The sequence below is a fragment of the Ciceribacter sichuanensis genome (assembly GCF_024055605.1).
Classification (GTDB): domain Bacteria; phylum Pseudomonadota; class Alphaproteobacteria; order Rhizobiales; family Rhizobiaceae; genus Allorhizobium; species Allorhizobium sichuanense.
Genome location: NZ_JAMXLX010000002.1, coordinates 113,770 through 137,108, shown reverse-complemented (window position 1 = coordinate 137,108; position 23,339 = coordinate 113,770). Strand labels below are relative to the sequence as shown.

Here is a 23,339-nt window from a genome sequence, read left to right as displayed (position 1 = left end):
GCTCAGCCGGTGTAGAGGAGCTTTGATTCTCGTTTTGTTAACGGAAATTTTGATCGTCGTTTTTCTGACTTTGTTGAACGGCGTTCTTGCTATGTCGGAATTGGCTGTTGTGTCCTCTAGGGCTGCTCGCCTGAGGGTTCTTTCCGAACAGGGTAATACGGGCGCGGCGGTTGCCATCAGGCTAGCCGAAAACCCGGGCAGGTTTTTGTCCAGCGTACAGATTGGCATTACCCTCGTTGGCGTCCTGTCGGGCGCGTTCTCAGGCGCCACGCTTGGTGCCCGTCTTTCCGAATGGCTCGAATTGCAGGGATTGTCCGTCAGCGCCGCAAACGCTCTTGGTGTCGGCTCCGTTGTTGTTTTCATTACTTATCTTTCATTGATTGTCGGTGAGCTGGTTCCAAAGCAGATCGCCTTGCGTAACCCTGAAAGCGTTGCCTCCAAGGTTGCCGGGCCGATGCTGATGCTTTCCCGGGTCGCGGCACCGCTGGTGTGGTTGCTCGATGCTTCGGGCAAGCTCGTCCTTCGTCTTCTCGGCCAAAGCGGTGCCTCCGTCGGTACGGTCACGGACGAAGAGATCAAGACGGTGCTTGCGGAAGCGCAGAGCGCCGGTGTGATTGAAACCGAAGAACAGGCTATGATCTCAGGTGTCATGCGTCTGGCGGACCGGACGGCACGTGGCCTGATGACGCCGCGCCGTGACGTCGAGGTCGTCGACATCGAAGATACCCCGGAGGAAATTCGCGAAACCCTGCGCAAGACGCAGCATTCGCGCCTGCCGGTGCGCAATGGCAATTCCGACGAGATCATCGGCGTCCTGTTCGTGAAGCACGTCTACGATGCGATTACGGTTGGCGACGCGCCGCTGGATATCCGCACTATCATCAGCGAAGTGCCGATCGTGTCGGACCTTGCGAGCGCCATGGATATCATCCAGGCGATGCGCAAGACGCCGCTCCACATGGCGCTGGTCTACGACGAATACGGACATTTCGAGGGCATCGTTACATCCGGAGACATTCTGGAGGCGATTACCGGTGCCTTCCAGGAGGGGGACGAGGAGGAACCGTCGCTGGTTCGCCGCGACGATGGTTCGTTCCTGGTGGCCGGCTGGACGCCGATCGACGAATTTGTCGACAAGATCCGTGTGACGACCGAATCGGACCCTGACTACACGACCGTTGCGGGCTTCGTCATTGCCGAACTGAAGCGCATTCCCGAACTGGGCGAGAGTTTTGTCAAGGATGGATGGAAGTTCGAAGTGATCGACCTTGATGGTCGCCGGATCGATAAGCTGCTGGTCTCGCCTGCATCCGAGCCGGATATCTGATCCGATCCCGGTGCGCTGCGTTCCATCGAAGGCAGCGTGTCGGGCTGGGCGTCCGCGTATTTCCCCTGTGGGTTAATTTTTTCCTGACGCGCACGTCCGCAACAATTTTGCTATGGCATGATCCGGTGCGCCGCTTCGGCGGCATTGGGGATTCGCACTTTTCGAGGTTGGGGAATTGCAGGTCGGGATCGATATGGGAACTGTGTCTGGCGGTCAGCCGGCCAAGCTCGATATCGAGGAGCTGTTGGCAACGCGCCTGCTCGTGCAGGGCAATTCCGGCTCGGGCAAGTCGCACCTGCTGCGTCGTCTGCTGGAGCAGTCGGCCCCCTGGGTACAGCAGGTCATCATCGACCCGGAAGGCGATTTCGTAACCCTTTCAGACAAGTACGGCCACGTTGTCGTCGATGGCGAGCGGACCGAGGCCGAGCTTGCCGGCATCGCCAACCGCATCCGCCAGCACCGTGTTTCCTGCGTCCTGACGCTGGAAGGGCTCGATATCGAGCAGCAGATGCGAGCTGCCGCTGCCTTCCTCAACGGCATGTTCGATGCCGAGCGCGAATACTGGTTTCCGGTGCTTGTGGTGGTGGACGAGGCGCAGATGTTTGCACCCTCCGTCGGCGGTGACGTCTCCGAAGATGCCCGCAAGATGTCGCTCGGCGCGATGACCAACCTGATGTGCCGTGGCCGTAAACGCGGGCTTGCCGGCGTCATCGCCACACAGCGCCTTGCCAAGCTCGCCAAGAACGTGGCGGCGGAAGCCTCCAACTTCCTGATGGGCCGAACCTTCCTCGATATCGACATGGCGCGCGCGGCCGATCTGCTCGGCATGGATCGCCGGCAAGCGGAAATGTTCCGCGATCTCAAGCGCGGCAATTTCGTGGCACTCGGTCCCGCACTTTCCCGTCGTCCGCTGCCGATCGTTATTGGAACGGTCGAGACTTCGGCGCGCTCATCCAGCCCGAAGCTGATGCCGCTGCCGGATGCGCCGCAGGATGTCGAGGATCTGATCTTCACGCCGGATCCGGAAGAATTCACCCGTCCGATCGTTCGCCGTGCGCCGCCCGCGCCGCGCCCGACCACCGATATCCTTGCCGAACTGTCCCGTTCGACCCCGGCAGCGACCCAGCCGGTCGCGACCGAAAGCAGGGCAAGCAGCACGCCGGAAATCTCGGAAGAGGAGCGGGAAGAGCGCCTTGCTGCGGTTCTCTCGGAAATCCTTGCAGATCCGCAGGCGGCCTATCGCACTGATTCCGTTCTTTATCAGGAGTTCCTCGTTCGCGCCCGCATGCGTCGCGTGCCCGGTCCGCCGATGGCGATGGGCGAGTTTCGCCGCCGGGTGGCGATTGCGCGGGCAGGGGTGGACGAAGAAACGGCAGCCAGCGAAGCCTGGGCGACAGCGCTTTCGCTTTCCGCCGGCGTTTCCGACGATCTGCAGGGCGTGTTCCTGTTGATGGCGAAGGCGGCAATCAGGGGCGAGGCTTGCCCTTCCGACCTTCGTATCGCCAAGGCTTATGGCACGCATTCCGCCCGCCGTGCCCGCAGGCTTCTCGGCTATTTCGAAGAGCAGGGGCTTGTGGTCGTGCACACCGACTTTGCCGGCAAGCGTATCGTTGCTTTCCCCGATCTCCAGGCCGAAACCCAGCCCGGCGATCCGAATGCTACCGACGGCGGTGCGGACGTTCCTTCGGCGGCCGAATAGGCTTCCCGTCGGGTGTCGTGCAGGCTTGCCAATGGTTCATCTGATCCGGGGAAGGGTTCCCGGATCCGGCTCACCGCCGTAATATTTCTCCAATATGCCGCCGAAGATATTGGGTGCGGGTGCTGCCTTCGAGAACAGCGTCATCGATGAGCGCAGCTTCAGCACGTCGGGATAACCGAAGATGTCCTCCGCGCTCGACCCTTCGGTCGTCATAAGAATCTCACAGCATTCCCAGAGTCTCGGCCCCAGAACCGGGTGGTCGAGATAGGCCGTTGCCTCTTCGAGCGAGGAAATCGCGTATTTCTCAGCCATGGGGCTGCTTCCGAGGCCGCTTACCTGCGGGAAGACGAACCACATCCAGTGGCTCGTCTTACGTCCGTTGCGAAGTTCGGCGAGTACATTTTCATAGACCGGGTTCTGCGCCTTCACGAAGCGCTCCAGAGCGAAAGGATCGTTCATGTGAGTTCTCCTTATCGTTCAATGCCGGATCGGCTTGTTCTTAGCTTCCGCGTGCGGGAGACATCAGCCCGGCGTGCGTTCTTCCCAGACTTTTACCAGTTCGACGATCGTTTCAACCGATTTCTCCATGTCCTGCCGGCTCACCCATTCCAACGGCGAGTGATAGGCGTGGCCACCGGTAAAGATATTGGGGCAGGGCAGGCCCATGAAGGACAGACGCGAGCCGTCGGTACCGCCGCGGATGCTGTGCAGTTCCGGCGTCAGGCCGATGCGCCGTACCGCCTCCACCAGATTGTCGACCACCATCGGATGTCGGTCGAGGACGACCTTCATGTTGCGATACTGTTCCTTGATGGTGAAAGTGAAGGTCGAGCCGGGATAGGCCTTCATGACCTCTTTCGTGAGCTCTTCAAGCAGGGTTTCCTTGGTCTTCAGCCCCTCTTCCACGAAGTCGCGGATGATGAGGGAAATGTGGGCCTTCTCCATGGAGCCGCTGATATCGACCGGATGGATGAAGCCCTGCTTGCCCTCGGTGGTTTCGGGCGCAATGTCCTTCGGCAGACGAGCGACGATTTCGCTGGCGATCTTGATCGCGTTTTCCATCTTGCCCTTGGCGGTGCCGGGATGAATGGCAACGCCGTTGATGGCGATATCCACGCCGTCAGCTGAAAACGTCTCGTTCTCGATTTCGCCGACGGTGCTGCCGTCCAGCGTGTAGCCGAAGCTGGCACCCAGTTTTTGAAGATCGACCTTGTCGGCGCCACGACCGATTTCCTCGTCGGTGGTGAAGAGGATACGGATCTTGCCCCGGCGTATCTCGGGATGGTCCATGAGGTATTGCGCGGCTGTCATGATCTCGGCGACACCGGCCTTGTCGTCGGCGCCAAGAAGCGTCGTGCCATCCGTGGTGACGATGTCGTGGCCGATCTGAGCGTTCAGTTCCGGATTGTCGGCAACGCGGATGACCCGGCTTGTGTCTCCCGTCAGCCTTATGTCACCACCCTGGTAGTTGCGCACGATCTGCGGCCTGACATTCGTGCCGGTGAAGTCGGGGGCCGTATCCATGTGTGAGCAGAAGCAGATGACTGGCACCGGCTTTTCGACATTGGCCGGAATGGTGGCGTAGACATTGCCGTGTTCGTCGAGATGGGCGTCCGAAAGGCCGATTGCCAGCAGTTCATCGACCAGCAGGCGGCCGAGATCTTTCTGCTTTTCGGTGGAAGGCTGCGCCGACGAGGCGGGATCAGATTGGGTATCAATGACGACGTAGCGAAGAAAGCGTTCAAGGACGGTATCGATCATGAGCTATCCGGATTGAAAATATGGAAACCGTCTAGCTATAGCCCTTCGGAGGGCTGTCGTGAATGCTCGGAAGTGATCGGCCGAAAGGCCGGGGGCGCACCAAGACGAGGAAGCGGCGCATGACTGCGCCGCACCTCCTGTTTCGAGAGGGTCGCTATTCCTGAGCCAGCGTGTTTGCGCCTGCCTTGTCCTCGTTGCGGGTTGCCCAGAGCGATCCGAGGATACCAGCACCGAGGATGGCGAGGGTCACGCCGAGCGAGACCATGGGGGGGATCTTTGCCAGCCCGAGCATGTCGGCCACGAAGATCTTCGAACCGATGAAGATCAGCACCACGGAGAGCGCATACTTCAGATAAGCGAAGCGGTGAATGAGCGCCGACAGCGCGAAGTACAGCGCCCGCAGGCCGAGGATCGCGAAGATGTTCGAGGTGTAGACGATGAAGGGATCGGTGGTGATGGCAAACACCGCCGGAATGGAATCGACCGCAAAGACGAGGTCTGCGAGTTCGACCATGACCAACGCCAGGAAGAGCGGGGTGAAATAGATCTTCATTTTGCCGGAAAAGACGTCTTCCCGCCGGACGACAAAGCGGTGCCCTTCGAGTTTTTCCGTGATCGGCAGATGTTTGCGCAGGAACCGCAGCAGCGGATTGCCCGAGACATCATATTCCTTGTTGGCGGTAAGCAGCATCTTGAGGCCGGTGATGATCAGGAAGGCGGCAAAAAGGTACAGAACCCAGTGGTAGTTCTCGACGATAGAGGCACCGGCGGCAATCATGATGCCGCGCAAGACGATGACGCCAAGAATTCCCCAGAGCAGAACCCGGTGCTGGTAGGCGCGGGGAATGGCGAAATAGCCGAAGATCATGGCGATGACGAAGATATTGTCCATCGCCAGGCTTTTCTCGACGACGAAACCTGTCAGATATTCAAGGCCGGCTTGCTGGCCGGATTGCCACCAGACCCATCCGCCGAAGGCAAGTCCGAGCGACATGTAGAAGGCGGAAAGCAGGAAACTTTCGCGAATGCCGATCTCGGCGTTCTTTTTGTGCAGGACGCCCAGGTCGAGGGCGAGTAGAAGTATGACAAGGGCCAGGAAGGAGAGCCACATCCATATGGCGGTCCCCAAGAAGTCTGTCCAAAGAAAATCCATCGAGGCTTTCCTTTGCCGGAACGGTTGGTGATAGCAGCTCCGACATCACGGGAATCCGGCACTCGCGTCAGAGGGGCCCGGTGCTGCGTTCCCTCGAAATGGTCATCGGCGCAATTAGTTCAAGCGCCAGCCGTTGACTTTCCCGTGATCCGTCGCTATTGAGCCCACCAACGCCGGGCCGTAACGCCCGGTGTTTGTTTTGACATGTCCCGTGGTTTCGTCCGTACGCTTACGTGAGAAACCTGTCAGAACGTCCAAAACGACGTTCAGAGGAGGGCGTGTTTCCTCGACCGCTTTGGTAACAAACCGGCCTAACTTGTTGAGAAGGAAATACGATGAGCAAGCGCTCTTCATCCAAGTACAAAATTGACCGCCGTATGGGCGAAAACATCTGGGGTCGTCCGAAGTCCCCGGTTAACCGTCGCGAATACGGCCCGGGCCAGCACGGTCAGCGCCGCAAGGGCAAGCTGTCCGACTTCGGTGTTCAGCTCCGCGCCAAGCAGAAGCTGAAGGGTTATTACGGCGACCTGCGCGAAAAGCAGTTCCGCGCCACCTACGACGAAGCAAACCGTCGCAAGGGCGATACCTCCGAGAACCTGATCGGCCTGCTCGAATCGCGTCTGGACGCTATCGTGTACCGTGCCAAGTTCGTACCGACGGTCTTCGCTGCCCGTCAGTTCGTCAACCACGGCCACGTTACCGTCAACGGTGTTCGCGTCAACATCGGTTCCTACCGTTGCAAGCCGGGCGACGTCATCGAAGTTCGCCAGAAGTCCAAGCAGCTGGTTACTGTTCTGGAATCGGTTTCTCTCGCTGAGCGCGACGTTCCGGACTACATCGAAGTCGACCACAACAAGATGGTTGCTACCTTCGCTCGCGTTCCGGGCCTGTCCGACGTGCCGTACGCGGTCGTCATGGAGCCGCAGCTCGTCGTCGAATTCTATTCTCGCTGATTTCTGCGAGAGCGGATTGTGGAAAGCCGCCCCTCGGGGCGGCTTTTTCTATTTGCACTGCAGCATTCCCCGTTGAATATGTCGTTCGCTGCGCTTTGCATCGAGAGGAAGCCATGGATCTTCAGGCAGTCGTTGACGATATCGTACGCGACCTTCAGCCCCGGCTCGGCGAGGGCAAGGTGGCGGATTACATTCCGGAACTGGCGCGCGTCGATCCCACGCAGTTCGGCCTTGCGATCACGACCGTCGACGGCACCACCTACACTGCCGGGGATGCGGATACGTCCTTCTCGATTCAGAGCATTTCCAAGGTCTTCATGCTGACGCTGGCGCTCGGCAAGGCCGGTGAGTCCGTCTGGAAGCGGGTCGGGCGCGAGCCATCGGGTTCGTCCTTCAATTCCATCGTTCAGCTCGAGCATGAGCACGGTATTCCGCGCAATCCTTTCATCAATGCGGGCGCCATCGTGATCACCGACATGGTGCTGGCCGGCCATAAGCCGCGCGAGGCCATCGGCGAATTCCTGCGGTTCATGCGCTTCATCGCCGATGACGATGCCGTCACCATCGACGAGAAGGTGGCGCGTTCGGAACAGGAGACGGGCTTCCGGAACTTCGCGCTCGCCAACTTCATGCGCGGCTTTGGCAACCTGCAGCACCCGGTCGAACACACGCTTGGCGTCTATTTTCACCAGTGCGCGCTGGCGATGAGTTGCGTGCAGCTTTCCCATGCCGGTCTTTACCTTGCCAATCGCGGGACCAATCCGCTCACCGGCTTCTCGGTCGTCTCGCCGAAGCGTGCGCGGCGCATCAACGCGCTAATGCTGACCTGCGGCCACTATGATGGTTCCGGCGACTTCGCCTATCATGTCGGCCTGCCGGGCAAGAGTGGCGTCGGGGGCGGCATCCTGGCGATTGCGCCGGGCAAGGCCTCAATTGCGGTCTGGTCGCCAGGGCTGAACAAGGTCGGCAACTCCGCGCTCGGCTCCGTGGCGCTGGAAATGCTTGCCACGCGTACCGGCTGGTCAGTGTTCGGGACTTGATCTTGGCGATCCAAACAGGCATTTGCAGAGGCCAGCGCTGTAAGCGCACCGGAGCCAGCCCATGAACGTCCTGCCATCCGCCGAAACTTTTGCAGCCGACGCCGTCGAAGATGACGATCTGTCAGCCGGCGTCCATCCGGTCTTTGCCGTCGCGCCGCGTTCCGTCGGCTTCAACAAGCTGCGCAAGCGCCTGATCCGACAGGTGCGCCAGGCGTTTTCGGACTTTGATATGCTGAACGGCCAGAAACGCTGGCTGGTCGGTCTTTCGGGCGGCAAGGATTCCTACGGCCTGCTCGCCATCCTGCTCGATCTCAAATGGCGCGGTCTGCTGCCGGTCGAGCTGATCGCCTGCAATCTCGATCAGGGCCAGCCGAATTTCCCGAAGCACATCCTGCCGGACTATCTGTCCTCGATCGGTGTGCCGCACCGGATCGAATATCGCGACACCTATTCCGTGGTGAAGGAGAAGGTTCCGCATGGCGGGACCTATTGTTCGCTCTGTTCGCGTCTTCGGCGCGGCAATCTCTATCGCATCGCCCGGGAGGAGGGGTGCGACGCGCTGGTGCTCGGTCATCATCGCGAGGATATCCTCGAGACCTTCTTCATGAACCTCTTCCATGGCGGCCGTCTCTCGACGATGCCGGCGAAGCTCCTGAACGACGAGGGCGACCTCATGGTGCTGCGGCCGCTTGCCTATGCGGCGGAAGACGACATGGCGCGCTTTGCCGAGGCCATGGCGTTTCCCATCATTCCCTGCGATCTCTGCGGGTCTCAGGACGGGTTGCAGCGCAATGCGATGAAGGAGATGCTGGCGGGGATCGAGGCAAAGATGCCGGGACGCAAGGACGCGATGCTCCGTGCACTCGGTCATGTGGATGCCTCGCACCTTCTCGACCCGAAGCTCTTCGATTTTTCGGGTCTTGCTGTCACGCAGTCGTCATCCGAATAGTGCAGCGGGAGATCTTTCCTCTGCCAACAGTTTCCGGAAAGAATATCCATGTTTGACGACGCCCACCTCGATCTTGTGCTTGATATCGTGAAGGAGGCGGCGGGAACCGAAATACGACCCCGGTTCCGTCATCTGGAAGACGGTCAGGTGAGCGAGAAGAAGTCGTCGATCGATCTGGTTACCGATGCCGACCTGCTGGCCGAGAAATTCATCACGGAACGGCTGCTCGAACGCTGGCCGGACGCCCTGATCGTTGGCGAGGAAGCCTATGAGAACGACAGGGGCGTCGTCGGACGCCTGCGTGGGGCCGAGCTTGCCTTCGTCATTGATCCGGTCGACGGGACCTTCAATTTCCAGGCCGGCTTGCCGATTTACGGCACGAACCTCGCCGTCGTCCGCAAGGGCGAGACCATCGCGGGCCTCATTCACGAATCGGTTCTCGGTGATACGCTTGCGGCGGTGAAGGGCGCGGGCGCTCATTTTTTCGGGGCGGACGGCACTCGCAATACGATCCGGGTCGCAAGTCCGGCTGCGCTTTCGGACATGGTGGGTACGATCTCCGTCAACGACCTCGCTTATGAGGAAAAGCGACGGATCGCCGGCAATCTTGCCAAGACAAAAATGGCTTTCGGCTATAACTGCTCGGCCTACGAATACTGGATGGTGGCGACCGGCAAGGTGCACTTCATCGGCCATCACAGCCTCATGCCGTGGGACCATCTCGCGGGTGTGCTGATCCACGCCGAAGCGGGTGGCGTGACCTCCAGGTTCGATAGCACGCCCTATCTGCCGGGAGACACGAGTGGCGGCATCATTTCCGCTCCCGACAAGGATTGCCGCGACATGATCCTGCGCGAAGTGATATTCGCCTCATAACAAGAATCTGAAGCCCGAAGGAACCGTCATGGAAAGTCTCGATATCGCCGCACTCGCCAATCTGCTGCAGGAGGCGGCGGAAACCGAAATCCTGCCACGCTTCAGAAATCTCGGCACGGATGATGTGCGGATGAAGTCGGAGGCGATCGATCTGGTCACCGAGGCGGATGAGGCCGCGGAGCGGGTGATCCGCGCGCGCGTCGAGGCCTTGATGCCCGAGGCCGTCTTCATCGGCGAGGAAGCGGTCGCTGCCGATCCCGGCCTGCTCGGCAAGATCGAGGATGCTGAGTTGGCGGTGATCGTCGACCCCATCGACGGCACCTTCAACTATGCGGCCGGCCTGCCGCTGTTCGGCGTCATGCTCTCCGTGGTGCGCAAGGGCGAGACGGTTGCCGGGCTGATCTACGATCCGATGGGCAATGACTGGTTGCTTGCCGAGAAGGGCTCCGGCGCATGGCTCTGCCGGCCGGACGGTCAGCAGGAGCAGATGGCTGTCGCTCCGTCCGTGCCGCTTTCGCAGATGGTCGGCATCGCGGCAGTGACCTATATGGAGCGCGAGGCGAAGCGGCAGACGCTTGCCAATCTCGCCGACGTCAGGCTTTTCACCAGCTATCGCTGCTCTGCGCATGAATATCGCGCCTTTGCCGCGGGACACCTGCATTTCCTGCAATATCGCAAGCTGATGCCCTGGGACCATCTGGCCGGTACGCTGATTTCGGCTGAAGCCGGCGCCTATGTACGCAAGCTCGATAGAACGCCGTACCGTCCCTACGATTTCGAGGGCGGCATTCTCGTCGCGTCGGACGAGGCAAGCTGGAACGAACTGCGCGAGAAGATCTTCAACGTCTGAAAGTCTTCGGGTACGTAAACGAAAAAAGGCGCGGGAACCGTTCGGTTCCCGCGCCTTTCTTTTGTTCGGAGGTTCTTACACCGGCTTGTTGTGCGGTCGGAAGAGCTGGCCGCGTTCGGCGATCAGCACGAAGACGAGGCCGATCAGCGAAACGGTGAAGAAGCCAGCCACCATTGGCAGCGCCGTACCGTTGAACGACTGCCCTATGATCGCGCCGATTAGGGAGCCACCGACGGTGCCCATGAAGCCGAGGACGGACGAGGCCGTGCCGGCGACGTGGCCGAGCGGCTCCATGGCGAGCGAGTTGAAATTCGAGCCGATCCAGCCGAACTGGAACATCGCCAGCGCGAAGAACACGATGAACAGCGGGAAGGGCATGGGTTGGGGTCCCAACACCTGCACCACCAGCCAGATGGTGTTGATGGCGATGAAGCCCAGCAGCGAGGCATGCGACAGGCGCCGCATGCCGAAACGGCCGACGAGACGGGCGTTGACGAAGGAGGAAAGCGCCATGAACAGCGCAACGCCCGCGAATGCCACGGGGAACAGTGCGCCCAGTCCGTAGATGCCGAGATAGACCTGCGGTGCCGAGTTGATGAAGCCGAACAGGGCACCGAAGATGAAGGTGCTGGCGATCGTGTAACAGAGCGCGACACGATTGGTGAGCACGATCCGGAAGCCCTGGAAGATGGACTTCGCGGTGAACGGGCGGACGTCTTCCCGGTGCAACGTTTCCGGAAGGCGCAGATGCATCCACAGGCCGACCACGAGGGCGGCGGCGGCCATGAAGACGAAAATCCAGTGCCAGTGACCGAACATCATGATGACCTGACCTGTGCCGGGAGCGACGACCGGAATGACCATGAACACCATCATGATAAGCGACATGACCTCTGCCATCTGGCGACCGCCGTAAACGTCGCGCACGATGGAGACGGTGATGACGCGGGTCGCAGCCGAACCGAGGCCCTGGATGAAGCGCAGCGCGAGCAGCGTGCCGAAGGACGGCACGAGCACGACCATCAGGGACGACAGCACATAGATGCCGAGGCCGAACAGCATCGGCTTTCGACGACCGAAACGGTCGGCGATCGGCCCGTAGAAGAGCTGGGCGATGCCGAAGCCGATCAGATAGGCTGAGACCACGTATTGGTGGTGGTTCTCGTTCTGGACGTTGAGCGAGGCGCCGATCTGCGGTAGGCCCGGCAGCATGATGTCGATGGCGAGCGCATTGAGCGCCATCAGGAAGGCCATCATGGCAATGAATTCCACTCGTCCCATGCCTTTCAGACTGGCCGGGGCGGGCTGTAACGTTTTAGTCATAATAAGTGCCCTGAAAACAACGAGAAGGCGTTGCTGGTGGCAACGCCTTTTCGGATCAAACAAGTAATGAGTTCCCGCGTCAGGCGCGGGCCGGTGATGATCAGGCGGCGCCGCGAACGGCGATGCCCTGGTCTTCGAAATGTTTCTGCAGTTCGCCGGCCTGGAACATTTCCCGGACGATGTCGCATCCGCCGAGGAATTCGCCCTTGACGTAAAGCTGCGGGATCGTCGGCCAGTTGGAATAATCCTTGATGCCCTGGCGGATTTCACTGTCGGCCAGTACGTTCACGCCCTTGTAGGCGACGCCGAGGTAGTCGAGAATCTGCACGACCTGGCCGGAGAAACCACACTGCGGGAACTGCGGGGTACCCTTCATGAAGACGACCACGTCGTTGGTCTTTACTTCATTGTCGATGAAATCGTGAACGCTCATGGGATATCCTTTCACACGCGGTTTCAAGGGCCGCTGTTTAAACGTTTCTTCTAGATAGCAAGTGCATGCCGTTTTTGCCAGTGCAATCAGCGGACCGAACGAACGGGGATCAGCTCTTGCGCTGCCGGCTGCGGCTGGTCGCGCTGCGGCGGCGGCTGACCTGCTTCTTTGCAGGCTTGCGCGTGGTCTTCCTGGTAAAGCGTCCGGTGGTCGCAGAGCGCGTCTGGCGCTTGTTGCGGCGTGTCGCTCCCCGTCCCGTGGTCTTCTTCAGGATTTCCTTCAGGACGCCCTGAACGACATTCTCGACCACTTCCTTGATAAGATCGGCCATCTTGATTCCCCAGTCCGCTCAGTCCGGAATGGAGGTCTGCAGCGCCAGCGCGTGCAGCACTCCGCCCATGTTGCCCTTTAGTGCATCATAGACCATCTGGTGCTGCTGCACGCGCGTCTTGCCGCGAAAGGCTTCCGCAACGACTTCGGCAGCGTAGTGGTCGCCATCGCCTGCCAGATCCCGGATCACCACCTTGGCCCCGGGAATGCCGGCCCTGATCATGTCTTCGATATCGCCCGGTTTCATAGCCATGGTGGTTCTCCCTGCTTTTCGGAAGCGGCCGTTCAGGCCACTTCGCCATTCATGAAGTCAGGGAACCACGATTCATAGGCCGAGCGCAATTCCTCAATTGCGACCCCGCGGGCATTGCCCAGCACGACGTTGTTACCGCCGGTGCGGCCGATCCAAGGGCAGAAAACACCCGCTGCTTCGGCCCGGACCAGAACGGCATCGACGTTCTTTTCGTCGACGGTCACGACATAGCGGCCCTGATCCTCGCCATAGAAGACCGGGATAGGATCAGCACCTTCGAGTGCATTGATCGTTGCGCCGATGCCGGATGCAATCGCCATTTCCGCAACGGCCAGAGCGAGACCACCGGAGGAGCAATCGTGGACAGCGGTCGCGAGACCGGCCCCGATGAGCCCGCGGACGAAATCGCCGACCTTCTTCTCATGGGCGAGGTCGACATGCGGAGCCGGGCCATCGGTGCGGCCGTGGATATCGCGGAGATAGACCGACTGTCCGAGATGGCTGCCCCAGCCCGACGGAGCGCCGGCGAGCAGGATCGCCTGACCCTGGGCGGCGAAGCGGATGCGGGCCATCTTCGACCAGTCCTTCATCAGGCCGACGCCTGCGATGGTCGGGGTGGGCAGGATCGCCTGACCGTTGGTCTCGTTGTAGAGCGAGACGTTGCCCGAGACGATCGGGAAATCGAGGGCTTTGCAGGCCTCACCGATGCCCTTGATGGCAAATACGAGCTGGCCCATGATTTCAGGGCGTTCCGGATTGCCGAAGTTCAGGTTGTCGGTGGCGGCAAGCGGCAGTGCGCCGGTTGCGGTGATGTTGCGCCAGCATTCGGCGACAGCCTGCTTGCCGCCTTCGAACGGATCGGCTTCGACATAACGCGGTGTGACGTCGGAGGAGAAGGCGAGCGCCTTGGTCGGGTGGGTATCGACGCGGATCACGCCGGCGTCGCCGCCCGGAAGCTGCAGCGAGTTGCCCTGAATGAGTGTGTCGTACTGTTCGTAGACCCAGCGGCGCGAGGAATTGTTCGCGGAGCCGGCCAGCTTGACCAGTGCCTCGGCGACATCAGCCTGCGGCACGTCATTTTCGGCCAGCGGGGCCGGGGCCTTCGGCTCGATCCACGGACGGTCGTATTCCGGTGCCTGGTCGCCAAGCTCCTTGATCGGCAGGTTCGCGACTTCCTCACCCTGATGGATGACGCGGAAGCGCAAGTCGTCGGTCGTGTGGCCGACGATGGCGAAGTCGAGGCCCCACTTGACGAAAATCGCCTTGGCGACGTCTTCCTTCGAGGGTTCCAGAACCATGAGCATGCGCTCCTGGCTTTCCGACAGCATCATTTCGTAGGCAGTCATGCGCTCTTCGCGCACCGGCACCTTGTCGAGTTCCAGTTCGATGCCGAGGTCGCCCTTCGCACCCATTTCGACGGCCGAGCAGGTGAGACCGGCTGCGCCCATGTCCTGGATGGCGATGACGGCGCCGGTTGCCATCAGCTCAAGGCAGGCTTCCAGAAGGCACTTTTCGGTGAAGGGGTCGCCAACCTGCACCGTCGGGCGCTTCTCCTCGATCGACTCGTCGAATTCGGCCGATGCCATCGTCGCGCCGCCGACGCCGTCGCGGCCCGTCTTGGCGCCGAGATAGACTACCGGCAGGCCGACGCCCTTGGCTTCGGAAAGGAAGATGCCGTCGGACTTGGCAAGGCCGGCCGCAAATGCGTTGACGAGGATGTTGCCGTTGTAGCGGGCATCGAACTCGACCTCGCCGCCGACAGTCGGAACGCCGAAGGAGTTGCCATAGCCGCCGACGCCGGCAACGACGCCAGCAACGAGGTGCCTGGTCTTCGGATGATCCGGCGCGCCGAAGCGTAGCGCGTTCATCGCGGCAACCGGGCGGGCGCCCATGGTGAAGACGTCGCGAAGAATGCCGCCGACGCCGGTCGCCGCACCCTGGTAAGGCTCGATATAGGACGGGTGGTTATGGCTCTCCATCTTGAAGACCACGACGTCGCCGTCATCGATATCGACGACGCCAGCATTCTCGCCGGGGCCCTGAATGACGCGCTCGCCCTTGGTGGGCAGCGTGCGGAGCCACTTCTTCGAGGACTTGTAGGAGCAATGCTCGTTCCACATCGCCGAGAAGATGCCGAGTTCGGTAAAGCTCGGCTCGCGGCCGATAAGCTGCAGGATCCGTTCGTATTCGTCCGGCTTGAGGCCGTGGGCGGCTACGAGTTCGGGAGTGATTGCAATCGTGTTGGAGATCGTCATCGCTTGTCCTGGGGCTTGTCCTGGGGGCCTGTCTGGCGCTGGCCTGCTGCGGAAAATCGGCGTTTCGGCGCCTCTTTAGCGCATGTAAGCCGACAGTGCGACAGGAAAATGCGGCTGGCAACAGCCGGTTCGCCCTTCGGAGCGCAAGACAGGTCAAGCTATGCTGTCGTAGCCCGCGCCGCCGTTTTCAAGCAGCCTCCGAATGACGGCAAAACCGCTGCGAACCTCATCGCGATCCTTCGGCGAGGAGAAGCCGATCCGTGCCCGGTGCAGGACCTTTTCGGAACGGCCGGCCTTGAACTCGTCCTCGTCGTCGATCAGCACGCCTTCCGCAAGTGCTGCATTCTTGAAGGTGACTGAAAGCCAGGGATCGGGAAGAGCAAGCCAGAGGAAGGGGATGGAAGGACTTGAGCGGTAGTCGAAGCCGACGAGATACTGGCGGGCAAGTGCCTCTCTCGCAGCGATTTCCTCGGCGCAGAGCGCACGGATGGTCTTTGCATCGCCCGATAGTACCAGACGGGCGCAAAGTTCGGCCAGCAGGAAGGGAATGCCGCCGGTCATCATCTTGTGGGCGATGCGCACACGCTGGGCAAAATGGGGAGGGCAGGCGACCCAGCCGCCGCGCACACCGGCCGCGACGGATTTGGACAGGCCGCCGACCATGAATGTCCGGTCGGGTGCGAGTGCCGCGAGCGGCGGCAGCTGCTGCAACGACATGGAGCCGTAGAGATCGTCCTCGATCAGCCAGACATTGTGTTTGCGGGCGATATCGACTAGCGCCCTGCGTCTCTCGATCGGCATCACCGCGAGGGTGGGGTTCTGGGCAGAGGACATCACGAAGGCGACCTTCGGGTGCTGTTGGGCGCAGACCCTGTCGAAGTCGTCCGGCAAGATACCGTTCTCGTCGCTTTCGACCAGCGCCGTGCGGCGACCGGCCAATCCGGCGCCGCGGCTCACCTGCGAATAGGTGAGGTGTTCGAAGATCACGCGGTCTCCGGGGGCCGTCACCGCGCTGATGACCGCCATGATGCCGGCATGGGCGCCGAGGGTGGGGACGATGTTTTGCGGATCGGGCGCCCAGTCGCCCTTGCCGAGCCATTGGGCACCAGCGGCAAACCAGTGATCCGGGAAACTGCGGGTATAGCTCGCAATATCGACCGGGTGATCGCGCAGGATGCCCTCGATATGGCTCTGTAGATAAGCGCCCTGACCAACGTCCGGGGCGGCCGTACTGTCGAAGCGGATCTTGCCGGGTGGTGGCGCCATCGGCCGCGTGCCGACAAGCGCTGCGGCAACGGGATCGAGTTCGCCGTTGGGCGGCGTGTCGCGCGTATCGCGGACGAACGTGCCGCGTCCGACTTCGCCGGTCACAAGCCCCCGTTCATGAACAAGCGAATAGGCACGACTGACGGTGCCGATGGTGATGCCGAGGTCGAAGGCGAGATTGCGCTGCGGCGGAAGCTTGGCACCCACGGGAAGCGTCCCACCGGCAATTGACGCCTCGATCTGGTCGGCGAGGCGGACATAGATCGGGCCTTTGCCCTGAGAGAGGTCGGGAAGCCAATTTGTCATCATGACAATTCCATATATTGTCCCAATCATTGAGTCAATGTTACCCAAATTGCATCGAAAAATAAAACATTTGGTGAGGAAATGACCGATTCAGTGCGGTATATTGATGCAATTGATACAATGTGGCCTGATGGCTATGCTCGGGAAGCGTTGTTTCGCTCCAGTGGCGACATGCTTGCCCCCGCGCCGCCGCCGAAGGGGTTCTGGGCCAAGCTGTCGCAGTCGATTTCTCATTGGCGGATGAAGCGCAGCGGGCGACTCGCGCTGCTGGAACTGACAGACGATCAGTTGAAGGACATTGGGGTGACAAGGGTCGACGCGGAGCGCGAGGCACGCAAGTCCTGGATACTGATGCGGCCTTGAGCAGGGTTTCGATGTGGTGTCTTGTCGGGCCGCCTGATCGTGGCGGCGAAAGAGTTTGTGCCTAGAACTTGTAGGCGAGCATCAGGCCGGCATGGCTGATGCCGTCGTTGACGTCGCAGAGGTCCGCGTTCGACGAATGATCGATGGTCGCGAGGATGTCCACCTTGTCGGTCACGCGGAAGCCGGCCGCGGCATATTCGTGGAAAAGCAGGCTGCAGCCCAGCTTGGGCCCATCGGTGCCGTCGTCATCAAGATCGCCATTATGAACCGTACCGCCAAAGCCGAGGTCGAGGAACACGCGGTCGGTAATGTCGACCTTCCAGTTGAAGCCCGCATAGACCTGGCTCGCATTGCCGGCACTGCTCACCGAAAGTCCGGCATGAAGCTGCGGGCGAAGCAGCTTCTCGCGCCAGGTGGCTGCGTTGGCCGAATCGAGTGGATCGAAATAGAGGACGACGGTGGGGTAGAAGCCTGATTCGAAGGTGCTCTTTGTCTGGATCGAGGCGGTGGCGCCGAGCCGGATTTCCTTAACCGACCAGTCTGCGGCCAGAGAAGCATTAGAAAATAATGGGATAGTTGCCGCCAAAAACAGCGGTAAGCGGAGGCATTCGAGAAATCTGCAAACACTCATGACCGGAATCCATATCGTCTCGCAGGGAATGCCAGACGCTAGCACGGGTTGCAGCCTGTGCCGAAGCGGTTTCCTTGATCACACGTTAAATGTCCGCGTATAGCGGCGAGTCAGCAGTCCTTGCCGCCGCGGGCCCAACGGTTGACGTCGGAGTTGATACGGGAAGAAACGGGTTCGCCCATCATCGGTCCGAAGGCGTCGAGACGCGCCGGACGGCCTTCCGCCTGCACCACGAGAAGCGGGCGAATGTCGCCGGAGCCCTTGCGGACGAGAAGGATACGCGGCTTGCCGGAGAAGGAATTTAGTTCCGGCGCCATTGCGTAAGCCTTGAAGGCAGGATCGCCCGACTTGATCCAGCAGCGATTGGCGCCGACCGCGACCTTTTCCATGATGTCCAATGCGGACGGTCCATGCGACGCGGTCTGTTGTGGCTTCGACTGACAGGAGGCGAGTGCGATAAGGGGAAGGGCGGCAAGAAGGAGTGCGGGACGCATGCTGAATCGCTTTTCGTTCATTGGGCGCCCGCTCTCTATCATCCGACTGGTTAAGCAGCGATTACGTCGAGGGCGGAGGCGAAGATGCCGCGTCCGTCATTGCCGCCGTGAGCTGCTTCGATCAGGTTTTCCGGATGCGGCATCATGCCGAGAACGTTGCCCTTCTCGTTCATTACGCCGGCGATGTCGTTGATCGAGCCGTTCGGGTTGGTGCCTTCCGCATAACGGAAGACGACCTGGCCATTGCCTTCGATGGCCTTCAGGGTTTCAGCGTCCGCGAAGTAGTTGCCGTCGTGATGGGCGACGGGGCTGCGGATGATCTGGCCCTTTGCATAGGCGCGGGTGAAGTCGGTGTCGGCATTGACGACCTCGAGCTTGATTTCCCGGCAGACGAACTTCAGCGAGGCGTTGCGCATCAGGGCGCCCGGCAGGAGACCGGCTTCGAGCAGGATCTGGAAGCCGTTGCAGACGCCGAGAACCTTGACGCCCCGCTCTGCCGCAGCCTTCACCGCCTGCATGACCGGCATGCGGGCTGCGATCGCGCCGCAGCGCAGGTAGTCGCCATAGGAGAAGCCACCGGGGATGACGATAAGGTCGACATCCGGAAGTTCGGTTTCCGTCTGCCAGATCGTCACCGGCGCATTGCCGGAAATCTTGGTGAGTGCCGCAATCATGTCGCGGTCGCGATTAAGGCCGGGGAGTTGCAGGACGGCAGATTTCATGGCTGTGGCTCAAACCTTGCTTGTGCTTCGGCCAGTTCTCGAAGTTCGAGACGACCCTCTATCCGATCAAGGCGATCCATTACCTGCGACATCGTTCCCCGCAAGTTGTTGAGATCGCCCTGCATCAGGTGCATGTAGTTTCGCAGGCTGTTGATCTCCTGCCGCGTTTCGCGTTGGCCGTCCTTCAATACCGACATGTCCGATTGCAGCTTTCGCAAGATCTCGAACAGCAGTTCCTGAGATTGGTCGGCCATCCCATCGTCCTTCAACCTTTAGGCGATGGCGATAGTATAGTTCTCGATCACCGTGTTTGCGAGGAGTTTCTCGCACATGGCCTTGAGGTCGGCTTCCGCCTTGGCCTTGTCTGCGCCCTCAAGTTCGAGGTCGAAGACCTTGCCCTGGCGAACATGGTCGACGCCATCGAAACCGAGCGCACCGAGTGCGCCTTCGATTGCCTTGCCCTGCGGGTCGAGGACGCCGTTCTTGAGGGTTACGGTCACGCGTGCCTTGATCACTCTCAATCTCCGTAGATTACTTTTTTGGCCGGTTACTTGACGAGCACCGGACCGGTGCCGCGCAGCGGCTCGTTTTCATTGATGATGCCGAGGCGCTTGGCCACTTCCTGATAGGCTTCGAGCAGGCCGCCGAGATCCTGGCGGAACCGGTCCTTGTCGAGCTTCTCATTGGTCTCGATGTCCCACAGGCGGCAGCTGTCGGGCGAGATCTCGTCGGCGAGGATGATGCGCATCATGTCGCCTTCGTAGAGGCGGCCGCACTCGATCTTGAAGTCAACGAGCTGGATGCCGATGCCGAGGAAGAGGCCGCTCAGGAAGTCGTTGACGCGGATGGCGAGCGCCATGATGTCGTCAAGCTCCGCGGGGTTGGCCCAGCCGAAGGCGGTGATGTGTTCTTCCGAGACCATCGGGTCGGCGAGCGCGTCGGACTTATAGTAGAACTCGATGATCGAGCGCGGCAGCACAATGCCTTCCTCGATGCCGAGGCGCTTGGCGAGCGAGCCGGCGGCGACATTGCGCACGACGACCTCGAGCGGGATCATCTCCACTTCCTTGATCAGCTGCTCGCGCATGTTCATGCGGCGGATGAAGTGGGTCGGGATGCCGATCTTGTTCAGGTGCGTGAAGAGATATTCGGAAATGCGGTTGTTGAGGACACCTTTTCCGTCGATGACTTCATGCTTCTTCTTGTTGAACGCCGTGGCGTCGTCCTTGAAGAACTGGATCAGCGTGCCGGGCTCCGGACCCTCATAAAGGATCTTGGCCTTGCCTTCGTAAACACGGCGGCGACGGTTCATGGCTGGTTTTCTCTGCTGTTGGCGTCACACTGGGGACGCTGTGGAACGATTATTGAAGCGGTCCCATAAAGGAAAACCACGCTTTTCACAATGCGGCTGTTGTTACCTCCCCGGATTTCGTCCAAACCAAGGCGCGGCTCGGAGAATCAACATGTGCCCCAAGTTTGCATTGCACTTTCTACAGCCTTTTGATTAATGGGGGAAACGAAGCCCCCGTATGGTGACGGATACTTTTTGGGAGATACAGATGAGCGGTATGGGTGATCGCGAAAAAGCCTTTGAAAACAAGTTCGCACACGATGAGGAACTTCGCTTCAAGGCTGTGGCACGGCGCAACAAGCTGATCGGGCTCTGGGCTGCCGGTCTGCTCGGCAAGGCGGATGCCGATGCCTATGCCAAGGAAGTCGTCGCTGCCGATTTCGAGGAAGCCGGCGATGGCGATGTTATCCGCAAGCTCCAGGGCGATCTGGCTGCTGGTGGCGTTGCAGTTTCCGACGAGGAACTGCGCACGAAGATGATCGAGTTTCTGGCCGAGGCCGTGGCCCAAATCCAAGGCGAATAAGCCCTCCGGGGAAGCGGTCTCTCAGGCTGCCAGAGAATTTCGTCGCCCGTTTATTGGAATGGGCGACGCCAGGTGTCGCCGGTAATGAAATCGGCGGTCTTCGAGAATGCCATCGGGCGAGCCAGCCCGAAACCCTGCAGCACGTCGCAACCGAGCGCGGCCAGGATCCGGACATGTTCCGGCGTTTCGACACCTTCCGCAGTGACCCCGATATTTAGCGACCTTCCGATGTCGATGATCGATCTGACCAGTTTGCGCTGCTCGGTCGATTGCGTCACATCGCGAACCAGCTGCCGATCGATCTTGAGGGATTTGGGGTTCAGTCTAAGCAGGCTGACGATGGACGCATGGCCCGTGCCGAAATCGTCTATCTCGATATCGACACCGAGCTTGCGCAGATGGCTGAGGTTCTCCATCGCCTGTTCGTCGTATTCGTCGAGGAAGATCGACTCCAGCAGCTCGAAGGAGACCGTGCCCGGATCGAAAGACAGCGTGCTCAGTTTCTTTCGCAATAACGGATCGTGCAGGCGGCGGGTCGAGACATTGACCGAGATCTTCGGCACGTTCAGACCAAGCTCGCGCCACCTGTCGAAGTCGGCAAGCGCCTTTTCCAGGATGAGGGCATCGATCTGAGGCACCACGCCGAGCTCTTCTGCCACGGAAAGGAAACTGTCGGGCGTCAGCACGCCTTGCCTGGGATGTTGCCATCGCGCCAGAGCCTCGGCGCCGGCAATAGAGAGGGTACGCGCATTGAACTGGAACTGATAGTGGGGAACGAACTCGTCGTTTTCCAGCGCCCGAAGGATTTCATCCGAAAGCCTTCGGGTGTCCACCATATGCTTGTGGCTGTCGCGGGAAAAGAATTCGTGGCGGTTACGTCCGCGGTTCTTGGCATGGTAGAGCGCGATGTCTGCATTCAGCAGCAATTGCCGCGCATCGATTTCGGGGCCTAGCTCGCAGGCGATCCCGATGGAGGCGCCGAAGCGGCACTCATGGCCTTCATAGGATACCGGTTTCCTGAGCTCCGATATGATGCGGTCGGCAAGCTGTCCGAGCTTGCGGTGCGAGCCTTCGAAGCGGGCGAGAAAGACGAACTCGTCTCCGCCGATGCGGGCGACGAAATCTTCGCCGCGGGTATTGGCCTTCAGCACCTTTGCCGCGTGCTTGAGCATCATGTCGCCGGCGCTGTGGCCGAGCGTGTCGTTGATTTCCTTGAAGCGGTCGAGATCGATATGAAGCACGGCAAGGCCGCCCGCTGTTGCGCGATCGTTCTCGGCAAACCTGTCCAGTTTCTCGTCAAGGAAACGCCGGTTCGGGAGGTCGGTCAGGTAGTCGTGCATCGCTATATGCTCGATGCGTGCCTTGGCTGCCTCCAGTTCGGCGTTGCGTGCTTCGGCGAGCGTCTTGGCGCGCTCCAGTTCACGGTGGAGCGCGTGGTCGGCGGTCACGTCCCAGTTGGCGCCGATCATCTTGCGATGGCCCTCGGGATCGATGAACGGCAGGGTGCGAGACCGGATATAGCGGATCGAACCGTCCTTCAGGATGACGCGGTATTCGTCGGAGAAGGGGAGCAGATTGGCTACATGATGGTCCACCTTGCTGTAGACGCGTTCGGCGTCCTCCGGATGGAGCATCTGTTCCCATGTGCCGCCAATCTGCATCTTCTGGCTGCCCTCCAGGCCGAAGAGGGTCATCATGCCGTCGTCCCAGTCCGAACTGCCGGTATCGAAGTCCGTCTCGAACACGCCGATGTGCGAAACCTCCAGGGCGAGCTTCAACCGCCGGGACATTCGGGCGATCTTTTCTTCGGCCAGCTTGCGGCTGGTGATATCGACATCGGTGCCGATAATGCGCTGTGGTTTGCCGTCGCTGTCCCAGGCGACGCAGGCGCCGCGGCATTCGATCCAGACCCAGTGACCGTCCTTATGCCGCTCACGGTATTCGAACGTCATGTAATCGGGATCGCCAGCCTTCTGGCGTTCGACGCTATGGAGAACGCGCTCGTGATCGTCCGGATGCACGAGCTCCAGCCATTCCAGGGTCGTCGGCGGCAGGGGGTCGTCCGGTGCGAGGCCGCGGATGGCGCGCCATTCGTTGGAATAGTACCAGGTGCCAAGGTCGATCCGATAATCCCATACACCGGTTGACGAGCTCACGAGTGCGTCGTTCCAGCGGCTTTCCCTGTCGGCAAGGTCCAGCTCGCGCTGTTTCAACTCGGTGATGTCTCCAAGCTGCACCAGAAGGTTCGCCGTCGGCATTCCCTCCGCCGACATGGCGGTAGCGTGAACCATCATCCACAGCGGCGAGCCGTCACCGGTCGTGAACCGCAGCTCGACAGGGGTGATCTCTGTCCTTGAGGATAGTGCTGCCAGTTGAAGGACGGCGAAGGTGCCCCGATCCTCGTCCCGCACATGATTGATGAGGAAATCCGAAGAATTCTCCTGCCGTTGTAGGGGCAGGGCATCGAAACGCGCGTTGGTC

Annotated in this window: 25 protein-coding genes; 9 read left to right on the top strand and 16 right to left on the bottom strand. The window is 60.5% G+C overall.

The features are described from left to right. The first annotated feature begins 34 nt into the window (after positions 1 to 34). Positions 35 to 1,327 (top strand): hemolysin family protein, encoded by a 1,293-nt coding sequence (locus NBH21_RS07075; RefSeq protein ID WP_250916164.1) that lies wholly within the window; start codon positions 35 to 37, stop codon positions 1,325 to 1,327. A gap of 175 nt (positions 1,328 to 1,502) precedes the next feature. Beyond that, the gene (locus NBH21_RS07070; protein ID WP_250916165.1) at positions 1,503 to 3,026 is read left to right on the top strand and encodes a helicase HerA domain-containing protein; all 1,524 of its coding nucleotides are present in this window, start codon (positions 1,503 to 1,505) and stop codon (positions 3,024 to 3,026) included. Positions 3,027 to 3,062: 36 nt separating this feature from the next. Here NBH21_RS07070 and NBH21_RS07065 read toward each other — a convergent pair whose 3' ends face one another. The 3 genes from NBH21_RS07065 to NBH21_RS07055 form a co-directional block, all read right to left on the bottom strand. After that, on the bottom strand, positions 3,063 to 3,485 hold the full coding sequence (locus NBH21_RS07065; RefSeq protein ID WP_250916166.1) for a DUF1810 domain-containing protein: 423 nt from the start codon (positions 3,483 to 3,485) through the stop codon (positions 3,063 to 3,065). Positions 3,486 to 3,548: 63 nt separating this feature from the next. Next, positions 3,549 to 4,787 (bottom strand): peptidase T, encoded by a 1,239-nt coding sequence (gene pepT, locus NBH21_RS07060; protein WP_250916167.1) that lies wholly within the window; start codon positions 4,785 to 4,787, stop codon positions 3,549 to 3,551. Positions 4,788 to 4,941: 154 nt separating this feature from the next. Then, on the bottom strand, positions 4,942 to 5,940 hold the full coding sequence (locus tag NBH21_RS07055; RefSeq protein WP_250916168.1) for a TerC family protein: 999 nt from the start codon (positions 5,938 to 5,940) through the stop codon (positions 4,942 to 4,944). A 335-nt stretch (positions 5,941 to 6,275) separates the two neighbouring features. Between NBH21_RS07055 and rpsD the strand changes: the two genes are divergently transcribed. From rpsD to NBH21_RS07030, 5 genes are all read left to right on the top strand, one after another. Further along, positions 6,276 to 6,893 carry a 30S ribosomal protein S4 gene (gene rpsD, locus NBH21_RS07050; protein ID WP_250916169.1) on the top strand — a complete coding sequence of 206 codons (618 nt, stop codon included), beginning with the start codon at positions 6,276 to 6,278 and terminating at the stop codon, positions 6,891 to 6,893. A 113-nt stretch (positions 6,894 to 7,006) separates the two neighbouring features. Continuing rightward, positions 7,007 to 7,933 (top strand): glutaminase, encoded by a 927-nt coding sequence (locus NBH21_RS07045; RefSeq protein ID WP_250916170.1) that lies wholly within the window; start codon positions 7,007 to 7,009, stop codon positions 7,931 to 7,933. Positions 7,934 to 7,994: 61 nt separating this feature from the next. Continuing rightward, the gene (gene ttcA, locus NBH21_RS07040; protein WP_250916171.1) at positions 7,995 to 8,882 is read left to right on the top strand and encodes a tRNA 2-thiocytidine(32) synthetase TtcA; all 888 of its coding nucleotides are present in this window, start codon (positions 7,995 to 7,997) and stop codon (positions 8,880 to 8,882) included. A gap of 48 nt (positions 8,883 to 8,930) precedes the next feature. Then, the gene (locus tag NBH21_RS07035) at positions 8,931 to 9,758 is read left to right on the top strand and encodes an inositol monophosphatase family protein (RefSeq protein ID WP_250916172.1); all 828 of its coding nucleotides are present in this window, start codon (positions 8,931 to 8,933) and stop codon (positions 9,756 to 9,758) included. Between the two features lie 28 nt (positions 9,759 to 9,786). Then, positions 9,787 to 10,608 (top strand): inositol monophosphatase family protein, encoded by an 822-nt coding sequence (locus tag NBH21_RS07030; RefSeq protein ID WP_250916173.1) that lies wholly within the window; start codon positions 9,787 to 9,789, stop codon positions 10,606 to 10,608. A gap of 75 nt (positions 10,609 to 10,683) precedes the next feature. Here NBH21_RS07030 and NBH21_RS07025 read toward each other — a convergent pair whose 3' ends face one another. The 6 genes from NBH21_RS07025 to NBH21_RS07000 form a co-directional block, all read right to left on the bottom strand. After that, positions 10,684 to 11,889, bottom strand: a complete 1,206-nt coding sequence (locus NBH21_RS07025) for a multidrug effflux MFS transporter (protein WP_250916425.1) — start codon at positions 11,887 to 11,889, stop codon at positions 10,684 to 10,686. Between the two features lie 142 nt (positions 11,890 to 12,031). Continuing rightward, a complete protein-coding gene (grxD, locus tag NBH21_RS07020; RefSeq protein WP_099058051.1) occupies positions 12,032 to 12,364 on the bottom strand; it encodes a Grx4 family monothiol glutaredoxin in 333 nt (110 codons plus the stop codon). Between the two features lie 109 nt (positions 12,365 to 12,473). Continuing rightward, complete coding sequence (locus tag NBH21_RS07015) at positions 12,474 to 12,695, bottom strand: hypothetical protein (RefSeq protein ID WP_250916174.1); 222 nt, start codon at positions 12,693 to 12,695, stop codon at positions 12,474 to 12,476. Between the two features lie 18 nt (positions 12,696 to 12,713). Continuing rightward, complete coding sequence (locus tag NBH21_RS07010) at positions 12,714 to 12,947, bottom strand: BolA/IbaG family iron-sulfur metabolism protein (RefSeq protein ID WP_163899442.1); 234 nt, start codon at positions 12,945 to 12,947, stop codon at positions 12,714 to 12,716. Positions 12,948 to 12,979: 32 nt separating this feature from the next. Further along, on the bottom strand, positions 12,980 to 15,202 hold the full coding sequence (gene purL, locus NBH21_RS07005) for a phosphoribosylformylglycinamidine synthase subunit PurL (RefSeq protein ID WP_250916175.1): 2,223 nt from the start codon (positions 15,200 to 15,202) through the stop codon (positions 12,980 to 12,982). Between the two features lie 153 nt (positions 15,203 to 15,355). Next, a complete protein-coding gene (locus NBH21_RS07000; protein WP_250916426.1) occupies positions 15,356 to 16,774 on the bottom strand; it encodes an aminotransferase-like domain-containing protein in 1,419 nt (472 codons plus the stop codon). Between the two features lie 81 nt (positions 16,775 to 16,855). On the opposite strand from NBH21_RS07000, the gene NBH21_RS06995 reads away from it, so the two are divergent. Further along, entirely contained in the window at positions 16,856 to 17,137 is a 282-nt protein-coding gene (locus NBH21_RS06995) for a DUF1127 domain-containing protein (protein WP_250916176.1), read from the top strand. A 61-nt stretch (positions 17,138 to 17,198) separates the two neighbouring features. On the opposite strand, the gene NBH21_RS06990 is transcribed toward NBH21_RS06995, so the two are convergent. The 6 genes from NBH21_RS06990 to purC form a co-directional block, all read right to left on the bottom strand. Continuing rightward, a complete protein-coding gene (locus NBH21_RS06990; protein ID WP_250916177.1) occupies positions 17,199 to 17,768 on the bottom strand; it encodes an acyloxyacyl hydrolase in 570 nt (189 codons plus the stop codon). Between the two features lie 110 nt (positions 17,769 to 17,878). After that, the gene (locus NBH21_RS06985) at positions 17,879 to 18,262 is read right to left on the bottom strand and encodes a hypothetical protein (protein ID WP_250916178.1); all 384 of its coding nucleotides are present in this window, start codon (positions 18,260 to 18,262) and stop codon (positions 17,879 to 17,881) included. A 50-nt stretch (positions 18,263 to 18,312) separates the two neighbouring features. Next, positions 18,313 to 18,984: a phosphoribosylformylglycinamidine synthase subunit PurQ gene (purQ, locus tag NBH21_RS06980; protein ID WP_250916179.1), complete on the bottom strand. Its 672-nt coding sequence runs from the start codon at positions 18,982 to 18,984 to the stop codon at positions 18,313 to 18,315. Next, positions 18,981 to 19,238 carry a hypothetical protein gene (locus tag NBH21_RS06975; RefSeq protein WP_250916180.1) on the bottom strand — a complete coding sequence of 86 codons (258 nt, stop codon included), beginning with the start codon at positions 19,236 to 19,238 and terminating at the stop codon, positions 18,981 to 18,983. Before NBH21_RS06975 ends, purQ begins: the two co-directional genes overlap by 4 nt. A gap of 18 nt (positions 19,239 to 19,256) precedes the next feature. Continuing rightward, positions 19,257 to 19,499: a phosphoribosylformylglycinamidine synthase subunit PurS gene (purS, locus tag NBH21_RS06970; RefSeq protein ID WP_250916181.1), complete on the bottom strand. Its 243-nt coding sequence runs from the start codon at positions 19,497 to 19,499 to the stop codon at positions 19,257 to 19,259. Between the two features lie 32 nt (positions 19,500 to 19,531). After that, entirely contained in the window at positions 19,532 to 20,296 is a 765-nt protein-coding gene (purC, locus tag NBH21_RS06965) for a phosphoribosylaminoimidazolesuccinocarboxamide synthase (RefSeq protein ID WP_163899430.1), read from the bottom strand. A 247-nt stretch (positions 20,297 to 20,543) separates the two neighbouring features. Between purC and NBH21_RS06960 the strand changes: the two genes are divergently transcribed. Further along, on the top strand, positions 20,544 to 20,858 hold the full coding sequence (locus NBH21_RS06960; RefSeq protein WP_250916182.1) for a DUF1476 domain-containing protein: 315 nt from the start codon (positions 20,544 to 20,546) through the stop codon (positions 20,856 to 20,858). Positions 20,859 to 20,908: 50 nt separating this feature from the next. On the opposite strand, the gene NBH21_RS06955 is transcribed toward NBH21_RS06960, so the two are convergent. Continuing rightward, a complete protein-coding gene (locus NBH21_RS06955) occupies positions 20,909 to 23,131 on the bottom strand; it encodes a sensor domain-containing protein (RefSeq protein ID WP_425340398.1) in 2,223 nt (740 codons plus the stop codon). Positions 23,132 to 23,339: the final 208 nt, after the last annotated feature.

Bases quoted from the DNA above. Each gene is read 5' to 3' on its own strand.
- NBH21_RS07065 (WP_250916166.1), bottom strand. From the start codon at position 3,485: ATGAACGATCCTTTCGCTCTGGAGCGCTTCGTGAAGGCGCAGAACCCG.
- pepT (WP_250916167.1), bottom strand. From the start codon at position 4,787: ATGATCGATACCGTCCTTGAACGCTTTCTTCGCTACGTCGTCATTGAT.
- NBH21_RS07055 (WP_250916168.1), bottom strand. From the start codon at position 5,940: ATGGATTTTCTTTGGACAGACTTCTTGGGGACCGCCATATGGATGTGG.
- rpsD (WP_250916169.1), top strand. From the start codon at position 6,276: ATGAGCAAGCGCTCTTCATCCAAGTACAAAATTGACCGCCGTATGGGC.
- NBH21_RS07045 (WP_250916170.1), top strand. From the start codon at position 7,007: ATGGATCTTCAGGCAGTCGTTGACGATATCGTACGCGACCTTCAGCCC.
- ttcA (WP_250916171.1), top strand. From the start codon at position 7,995: ATGAACGTCCTGCCATCCGCCGAAACTTTTGCAGCCGACGCCGTCGAA.
- NBH21_RS07035 (WP_250916172.1), top strand. From the start codon at position 8,931: ATGTTTGACGACGCCCACCTCGATCTTGTGCTTGATATCGTGAAGGAG.
- NBH21_RS07030 (WP_250916173.1), top strand. From the start codon at position 9,787: ATGGAAAGTCTCGATATCGCCGCACTCGCCAATCTGCTGCAGGAGGCG.
- NBH21_RS07025 (WP_250916425.1), bottom strand. From the start codon at position 11,889: ATGGGACGAGTGGAATTCATTGCCATGATGGCCTTCCTGATGGCGCTC.
- grxD (WP_099058051.1), bottom strand. From the start codon at position 12,364: ATGAGCGTTCACGATTTCATCGACAATGAAGTAAAGACCAACGACGTG.
- NBH21_RS07015 (WP_250916174.1), bottom strand. From the start codon at position 12,695: ATGGCCGATCTTATCAAGGAAGTGGTCGAGAATGTCGTTCAGGGCGTC.
- NBH21_RS07010 (WP_163899442.1), bottom strand. From the start codon at position 12,947: ATGGCTATGAAACCGGGCGATATCGAAGACATGATCAGGGCCGGCATT.
- purL (WP_250916175.1), bottom strand. From the start codon at position 15,202: ATGACGATCTCCAACACGATTGCAATCACTCCCGAACTCGTAGCCGCC.
- NBH21_RS07000 (WP_250916426.1), bottom strand. From the start codon at position 16,774: ATGACAAATTGGCTTCCCGACCTCTCTCAGGGCAAAGGCCCGATCTAT.
- NBH21_RS06995 (WP_250916176.1), top strand. From the start codon at position 16,856: ATGACCGATTCAGTGCGGTATATTGATGCAATTGATACAATGTGGCCT.
- NBH21_RS06990 (WP_250916177.1), bottom strand. From the start codon at position 17,768: ATGAGTGTTTGCAGATTTCTCGAATGCCTCCGCTTACCGCTGTTTTTG.
- NBH21_RS06985 (WP_250916178.1), bottom strand. From the start codon at position 18,262: ATGCGTCCCGCACTCCTTCTTGCCGCCCTTCCCCTTATCGCACTCGCC.
- purQ (WP_250916179.1), bottom strand. From the start codon at position 18,984: ATGAAATCTGCCGTCCTGCAACTCCCCGGCCTTAATCGCGACCGCGAC.
- NBH21_RS06975 (WP_250916180.1), bottom strand. From the start codon at position 19,238: ATGGCCGACCAATCTCAGGAACTGCTGTTCGAGATCTTGCGAAAGCTG.
- purC (WP_163899430.1), bottom strand. From the start codon at position 20,296: ATGAACCGTCGCCGCCGTGTTTACGAAGGCAAGGCCAAGATCCTTTAT.
- NBH21_RS06960 (WP_250916182.1), top strand. From the start codon at position 20,544: ATGAGCGGTATGGGTGATCGCGAAAAAGCCTTTGAAAACAAGTTCGCA.
- NBH21_RS06955 (WP_425340398.1), bottom strand. From the start codon at position 23,131: ATGTCGGCGGAGGGAATGCCGACGGCGAACCTTCTGGTGCAGCTTGGA.